Annotated in this window: 8 protein-coding genes and 2 pseudogenes; 8 read left to right on the forward strand and 2 right to left on the reverse strand. The window is 42.9% G+C overall.

Going from position 1 to position 7085, the window contains the following annotated elements:
- Positions 1 to 421: 421 nt before the first annotated feature.
- A pseudogene (locus ACKTSG_RS13190) lies at positions 422 to 1437 on the forward strand (IS30 family transposase).
- 194 nt (positions 1438 to 1631) lie between these two features.
- On the opposite strand, the gene ACKTSG_RS13195 reads toward ACKTSG_RS13190, so the two are convergent.
- Both ACKTSG_RS13195 and ACKTSG_RS13200 read right to left on the reverse strand, forming a co-directional pair.
- Positions 1632 to 2234 carry a site-specific integrase gene (locus ACKTSG_RS13195; protein ID WP_056962256.1) on the reverse strand — a complete coding sequence of 201 codons (603 nt, stop codon included), beginning with the start codon at positions 2232 to 2234 and terminating at the stop codon, positions 1632 to 1634.
- Positions 2234 to 2695 carry a hypothetical protein gene (locus ACKTSG_RS13200; protein ID WP_407895414.1) on the reverse strand — a complete coding sequence of 154 codons (462 nt, stop codon included), beginning with the start codon at positions 2693 to 2695 and terminating at the stop codon, positions 2234 to 2236. The genes ACKTSG_RS13195 and ACKTSG_RS13200 overlap by 1 nt, the downstream gene beginning before the upstream one ends.
- 382 nt (positions 2696 to 3077) lie before the next feature.
- On the opposite strand from ACKTSG_RS13200, the gene mazE reads away from it, so the two are divergent.
- From mazE to ACKTSG_RS13235, 7 genes and pseudogenes are all read left to right on the forward strand, one after another.
- The gene (gene mazE, locus ACKTSG_RS13205) at positions 3078 to 3350 is read left to right on the forward strand and encodes a type II toxin-antitoxin system PemI/MazE family antitoxin (RefSeq protein WP_054719872.1); all 273 of its coding nucleotides are present in this window, start codon (positions 3078 to 3080) and stop codon (positions 3348 to 3350) included.
- A gap of 2 nt (positions 3351 to 3352) precedes the next feature.
- Entirely contained in the window at positions 3353 to 3712 is a 360-nt protein-coding gene (locus ACKTSG_RS13210; RefSeq protein ID WP_056962255.1) for a type II toxin-antitoxin system PemK/MazF family toxin, read from the forward strand.
- A 290-nt stretch (positions 3713 to 4002) separates the two neighbouring features.
- The gene (locus ACKTSG_RS13215; RefSeq protein ID WP_152164671.1) at positions 4003 to 4092 is read left to right on the forward strand and encodes a type I toxin-antitoxin system Fst family toxin; all 90 of its coding nucleotides are present in this window, start codon (positions 4003 to 4005) and stop codon (positions 4090 to 4092) included.
- A 295-nt stretch (positions 4093 to 4387) separates the two neighbouring features.
- Positions 4388 to 4516: a hypothetical protein gene (locus ACKTSG_RS13220; protein ID WP_407895417.1), complete on the forward strand. Its 129-nt coding sequence runs from the start codon at positions 4388 to 4390 to the stop codon at positions 4514 to 4516.
- Between the two features lie 17 nt (positions 4517 to 4533).
- Positions 4534 to 4770, forward strand: coding sequence for a hypothetical protein (locus ACKTSG_RS13225; RefSeq protein WP_056962254.1), 237 nt, complete (start codon positions 4534 to 4536; stop codon positions 4768 to 4770).
- Positions 4771 to 4935: 165 nt separating this feature from the next.
- Entirely contained in the window at positions 4936 to 6156 is a 1221-nt protein-coding gene (locus ACKTSG_RS13230; protein ID WP_407895419.1) for an IS256 family transposase, read from the forward strand.
- A gap of 83 nt (positions 6157 to 6239) precedes the next feature.
- A pseudogene (locus ACKTSG_RS13235) lies at positions 6240 to 6959 on the forward strand (ABC transporter permease); the annotation flags it as partial.
- Positions 6960 to 7085: the final 126 nt, after the last annotated feature.

Here is a 7085-nt window from a genome sequence, read left to right on the forward strand (position 1 = left end):
GGTCTGGTAACTTGAGGCACTGATTGGCAAGTTGCCTAAAGTTGATACGATGAAGAAACTCTTGGAACAAAACGAGCCCGGCGTCATTTGAAAGTTGACCGCCGTCGGCGGTCACAGTCACATTGGTATTGCATTGCAGGGATAAGCTGGTTAAAGTTGAGATGGTGTGAAGCCTCGCTTTCGTGATGGTTTTTGTCGACTTAACCTTAGCATATAGGCGCACCCAATGGGTGAAACACCAAAGCAGCGCAGTCCCGTGTGAATCATGGGATTGCGCTGCTTTTTTGAAATTCTATGAATAATCCAGGTAAAAAAAGACCCCAGTTTACAATTCAAGTGCAACACCCTGACGACTAAGACCATAAAGGCCATGAAGACCTATTCTTGTTAGTGCTAGCTAAACAAGAAAGCAGGAATCTTCATGACCCACTCTCAGACCAACACCCACTCTCAGACCAACAACTCAGTTTTAGCGACCGTGCTACAATTCAGGCCCTTCAGGCTGCTGGTGACACCGCGACCGTGATTGTACAGAAGCTTCATCGCAGTAAAGCGACAATCTCACGAGAAATCACGCGTGGATCTGTAACTCAGCTCGACTCGAAGCGTCACTCGCATCAAGTCTATCTTGCGGAAACTGCCCAAGCCATGCACGACCGTAAACGCGATAGAACTGGTCACTACGCCTTTCTTAAGACCGGCCGTGCGTTCTTCAAGGCTCTCGCCAGGGAGCTTACTCGTAAGCCGCGCGTACACAGCGTTGATAGCTTCGTACACTTCTATCGCGACCAGGGCAAGGCTTGCCCTTCAACGACAACTGTGTATCGCTACATCGACGCCGGGCTGCTTGAGCTAGACAACATGACACTTCCCAAGAAGCTCCGACGCCGCATCAAAGGCTATAAGAACGCCCACAAGCGCAAGAATAAGAAGATATAGGGCGACTCAATCGAGTTGCGTCCTGCGGCCGTGAATGACCGCACAGGCGTGGGACATTGGGAAGGCGACTTGGTCAAAGGTATTCGCTTAGCTGATGAGCCAGCATTAATGACGCTCACAGAACGGTACAGCCGGACTGAGATCATCGTCAAGATTCCTGACTATCATGCGGACACCTGACTTAAAGCCTTGCAGGACACGATCGACGACTACGGGGCCAAGGAATTTGAGAGTATCACTTTTGACAATGGTTCCGAGTTTGCCAAGTTATCAGAGATTGTTGGAACCCAGATTTACTTCGCACATCCGTACTCGCCTTGGGAGCGTGGCACAAACGAGAACGCCAATGGACTGCTTAGGGAATTCTTCCCGAAAGGGAAGTCTCTCAGAGCAGTTACTCTGGTTGAAATTCAAGCAGTCCAATCCGCACTGAACCATCGTCCCAGACGTATTCTGAACTATCTTCGCCCATGCGATTACTACCGACGCATGGCTTAACAACCTAGACCACTATCAAGGATTCGTTATCATCGTTGCACTTGACTTGAAAATTGAGGGTAATAAAAGTGGCTAACTTGATTTTAAAACGCGCGAGTATATCAAAAATGGGTACTGTTTCGCGCGTTGCACGACACAGTACCCATTTATATCTAGTTTTTCAGCAGCTTCGAGAAAAGTCATCCGCTTTTTTGCTATAGATTAAGGCTTTGAACCGCGTTATCCTTGTCATCTTGGGTGATCCCGATGTACCGTAGTGTGGTTTGAGCGTTGGAGTGGTTGAGTAATTGCTGGATAATTTCAACCGAAACGTTTGATTTGTAAAGCCAATAGCCAAACGTTTTACGCATAGTGTGGGTGCCAATGTGATCTAAGCCAACTTGATTCCCTGCTGTGCTGATAATGCGCCAAATCGACTGCCGACTCAAAGGCTTTGAACGATCACGGGCGCTAGGAAATAAGTAGCCGTCGAAGTCACGTTGATCAAGTGCCTCTGGAAAGTGTTCACGGCAGTAGTCTATAATCATTTTGCGTAGTTTGTCGCCTAGAATCACTGAATTATGTTTGCCAGTTTTCTGTTCACGCAAAGCTAGACGGTCCTTAGCCACGACATGACCGTTGCCAGATACTTCCAATACGTTTTCAAGCTTCAACTTGCCTAAATCTGAAATTCGATAGGCTGTGTTGATGCCTAGGGTGAACAAGAGAAGATTACGGTCGCCTTCACGTCCTGAAGCTAACATGATTTTCATAGCTTCGATTTTCTTTTTGCTGCGGATAGGTTCTACAAATTCCATTAATCTTGCCCCCAGTAGATTGCATCTGGTATCTCATTCATGACATCATCGATGTCGTCGATATCTTCAGGATCAACACCAGCATGAATCAGTTCACGACGTAAAACACCGGATTCATCGGCTAAAGACTTCATCGTTTTGAGGTCACCAGAATTAAAATGAATCATGATTGCATCTGTTAGGCCAAGAAAATAGCCGCGACGTCCATCAGAGTAGGGCTCATGTTGCGCTATTATATAGGAAGGTTTACGTTCATTTTTGGTATTTTTAAGCTTTTCAGCGAGTTCAAATAGCTTCGGATCAACATCTAAGAGCATTTCTTGCTTTAATCCGAGTCGTACAATCGCTTCTGCAGCTTTTTGGGGTGAAACTTCCTCTTGTATGAAATTCAAAAATAGCCCTTCGGCATTTTTGAAGCCAGCTTCAACTCCGAGTTCTCGTTGGGTTATGTGACCAGACATATCTAGACACTCCTTTTTGTAAGTGAAATTCGCTTACTTAATTATATGAGACATATTTTTGAAAATCAACGCTTTTAGTCACATAAATACCTTAGCCGGATTCAACTGGGAATTGGCAACCTAATGTGCACCTTAGAGCCTGTAAAGTTGAGCTCGATTCTGTTTATGTGACACAATATACATTGTGTCACATAAACAGAATGTGAAATACTAAAGTGCCGTACTTATGAGTAAGTACGAGTTGCGTAAGTACATGTAATTACAAAATTGTGTACATACACGTAATTACAAATTTTGTGTATACAGGTAAGCACGGACACGTATGCACTTGTAAGCACGGAAAACTTGTGTATACTTGTAAGTACGAAGGGAAGATGATTTCATGGCAGAAAAAGTTGAGAAGCAAGGAAAAATTATTGGTCGCTTTGTCGCACGTAAGTCTGGTAATTCTTTGAGTTTGACGATACCAGCTGAAGTGGGCGTAGAAGCAGGTAAAGAATTTGTTTTGGTTGCCCAAGATGACGGTTCGCTTTTATATGAACCACAACATGTGAACCCATGGCACACGAAAGCGGCAAAAGATTATGACTTCCGTGGTGATCTTGACAAAATGGGCAATGTTTTTGAAGAACCACGAATGGGTAGGGAGTTATAGTCATGCAAATGCCAAAACAAGGCGACATTATTTTTATTGATTCAGAACCACATGCCGGGAAAGAGTTTGGCGGGCATGATCCTGAGCAAAACAACACTCGCCGTCCCATGATTGTGTTGTCAAATACGGATTACAACCACGGAACCAAAATGGTGATTGGAATGCTTGTGACTCACAGCAATTTTGGAGATTCTTCTTGGTATGAACAGTTTGCCGATTTCAATAGTGGTGTTGAAGGCAATATTGTACTGTGGCAGCTGCCAACCTATGATGCTTTGGCGCGTCGCGCTGAAATTGTGGGACATGTTCCGGACAAGCTGCTGAAGCGACTGAAGCAAGATGCAAAAGATATTTTTGAATAGGTGTCACGAAAGACGATCAGAAATAATCTCTGGTCGTCTTTTTATTGAAGTCGTCGTGTATCTGATATGAGTGAGCCTGATAGCTAGCCCCAGGAAGAGGGCCGGCTCGTGTGAACGGCGGCCGCACCCCAAAACAACGTTTTCAAATCGCTATTGACAAGTGGACCAAGGATATTCCAAATCACCAAGCGTAAACCAGTGTATTTTACGATATAATATCAAGACTGTGAGAAGCATGGTACGTTTGATATAATCATATTTGGCAACTTGCCCCAAAAGGGGGTGTGCTCATGTCTAGCTTTCTCTCAGAGGTCATTGCCCCAATAGTGGTGGGGATCGTGATTGCCACATATGCTGATTGGTTAGATCGGCATCGATGACTGATTGCAGTTGTCACTAACCCGCAGCCGGATCCGCACGCAATGGCAGGAAAGTCGATCTCTCTGCACGGAGATCGGCTTTTTGCGCGCACAAAAAAGATGGTGGTCTGCACGCCCGCCATCTTCTGTGTGCCACATGTCCGTGGCTTTCTCTCTGACACTATTATATCACGTCCAAGAAGACTTGCAACTTCAATGCTGATGTGTGACGCTATGCTTGGTGTCAATGAATCAAAAATGTAATCGTGAAAAGGATGCGATATAAATGAGAAAGGGTCTTCATGGGTTTTCGGTAATGCATAGTAGCAGTCTTGATGATTTTCTTTCCGAACAGTTGAAAGACCCAGTGTTTAGCCAATTTTACTTAGAAGCAATGCCGGAATTAGACAATAGCATGGTCGATTTCAAAGACCCGATCGATTGAACAAAGGAAGGAACCCTATGAAGTTAGTAAACATTACCATGCCGACCGCAAGTAAGTACGGCACATTTCAAATTGAAGGCATGGATGCCACTTACTTCAGATTCGACAAACAAGATGGCAAGTTCGTTTTAGAACGTGATTTTTTCGTGGTCGCTGAACGAGACGCTAATCAGCGACAACATCCGATGTCTCAAGCCATGTATAATGATCTGCAAAGCGAGCTATCCCACAGCATCTCTGCAAATGAAAAATAACCGCGATCGATGAAATGTGAATTGGGATAAATTATCCGGCGCTTCCGTTGCGATATTTTGGCGTCCTTGGCAGCCACTGATTTTCCAGCTTCAATCGGCGGTTATGTCCGTATAATTGGTGTAAATTCTAAATAGGACTTTGTGAAATCTGAAAGGAACTTCATTATGCCAAAGGTTGAATTAAATTTAGAAGATGACGAATTAAAGGAACTATTGCTAGGTGATCGGGATAAGGCCATGCAATCAATTATGGCTAAGATCCTTGACGAAATTCTTAAGTCCGAAGCGACTGAGCAGATTAAAGCTAAGGCTTATGAACGTTCGGATGAACGAACCAATTCACGGAATGGTTATCGGGTTCGTCAGCTTACCACCCGCGTAGGGTCTCTAGAACTACACGTTCCTAAACTCCGTCATGGCAATTTTTCAACACAGCTGTTCAAACGCTACCAGCGTAGTGAGCAGGCCTTTGATTTGGCATTAATGGAAATGGTAATCCAAGGTGTTTCAACACGTAAAGTAGCTGAGATTACTAAGAAGTTATGTGGGACAGCCTTTTCTAAAAGTACGGTCTCGGCTTTATGCAATAATTTGGACGACCAAGTGCTGGATTTTAACCGACGTCCCCTTACGCAAAAGTATGCTTTTGTGTATGCCGATGCAATTTTATTTAAGGTACACCGTGGTCACGTTGTGACAAGTAATAGCTTACTCGTTGCGATTGGAATCGACCCTAGCGGTCGTCGAGAAGTGCTCGGTTTTGATATCGGTGATAGTGAATCAAAAGCTGCATGGATGGACTTCTTTAGTGAACTTAAACAGCGGGGCCTTGCCAACGTTGATATGTTTGTTTCAGACGCTCATTGTGGCTTAAAGGATGCAATCACTACGCAATTTCAGGGGAGCCTTTGGCAGAGATGTCAATTTCATTTTAGTAATGACTGTACAAGTATTCTGGCACTCAATGATCGTAAAGAAGTTGCTAACCGACTCAAAGATTTATTTAATGCTCCAACGTACGACCAAGCGGTTGAACGGCGTGACCAATTGGTTAAAGATTGGCAGACCGAGTTCCCTAAGGTGGTGAAGAAATTAGAAAATAGTTTTGACGAATTAATGGTGATTTACCAGCTCCCAGAGGAGCTAAGGAAGCGTCTCCGGACGAATAGTACAATTGAGCGGGTTAATCAAGAAATCCGTCGTCGTGACCGTGTAATCCGGATATTCCCGAATGATCTGAGCGTCTTGCGACTAATGGGAGCACTACTGATTGAACAGAATGAAAAATGGGCTGCTGGTCCACGGTACTTAAAAATGACCGTTTACCACGGGATTGAAAAAGATGACAATTCAGAAGAAGCCGGTATGCTTAAGCTTGTGAAATGATAAATTCGCGGAATTCAATTTACACCAACATTTTGGACTTGACCCATATTAATAACAAATAGAATTAATAACAGGAGATTATTATGTTTTTAGCTATTCAAGAGATGCTACATGAAAAATTGCGTTATAGCCTAATAGTGGTACTTATATTTTTAGTAAGTTATCTTTTGATTATTCTTACTGGTTTAGCCACTGGTTTAGCTAACCTAAACAAAGCGGCAATTAACGAGTGGGATGCTTCAAGTATTGTCTTAAATAGTGATTCTGAAGGACGTTTACAACAATCTTTTCTTTCACAGGATGAGGTTGCTAGTTTACCCAATAATGGAACCAGAATTTCACAGTATAGTACACTTGTAAAATCAGAAAATGGATTAAAAGAGAATGCTCAATTAGTAGCTCTTGATTCCAAATCGTTCATATTTAAAAAATTGAAAATAACAAGTGGTAGAAAAAATATCCGAAACAATGCCGGCGTCGTATCGGATAAATTCAAAAGTGATGGATTCAAAATCGGTGACTATTTGTTAGTTGCTAATTCATCATTGAGGATTAAAATTACAGGTTTTACACCCAGGGCAACTTTAAGTGCTCTTCCCGTGGTTTATATTTCACCAGACACTATTCAATCACTGAATAAAGGTGTAACAAATGCTGTGGTATTCAAGAATACGTTAAATAATTCAAAAATACCAAAAGGGACTGATCAGTTGAGCATTGACGCATTTATTAATAAATTACCTGGATATAGTGCACAACAACTCACATTCAACTTCATGATTGGTTTTTTGTATATTATTATTCCCCGCGTTTTACAATCAAGTTAGCCACTATCGTTAGCACTCAGACAAAATAAAAAACACCAAGTCGATACGACCTGTTATCATTAAAGTTCCTACACAATTAATGAAAGAGGTATCGTCTTGATG

Source organism: Lacticaseibacillus salsurae (genome assembly GCF_045862175.1).
Lineage (GTDB): Bacteria > Bacillota > Bacilli > Lactobacillales > Lactobacillaceae > Lacticaseibacillus > Lacticaseibacillus salsurae.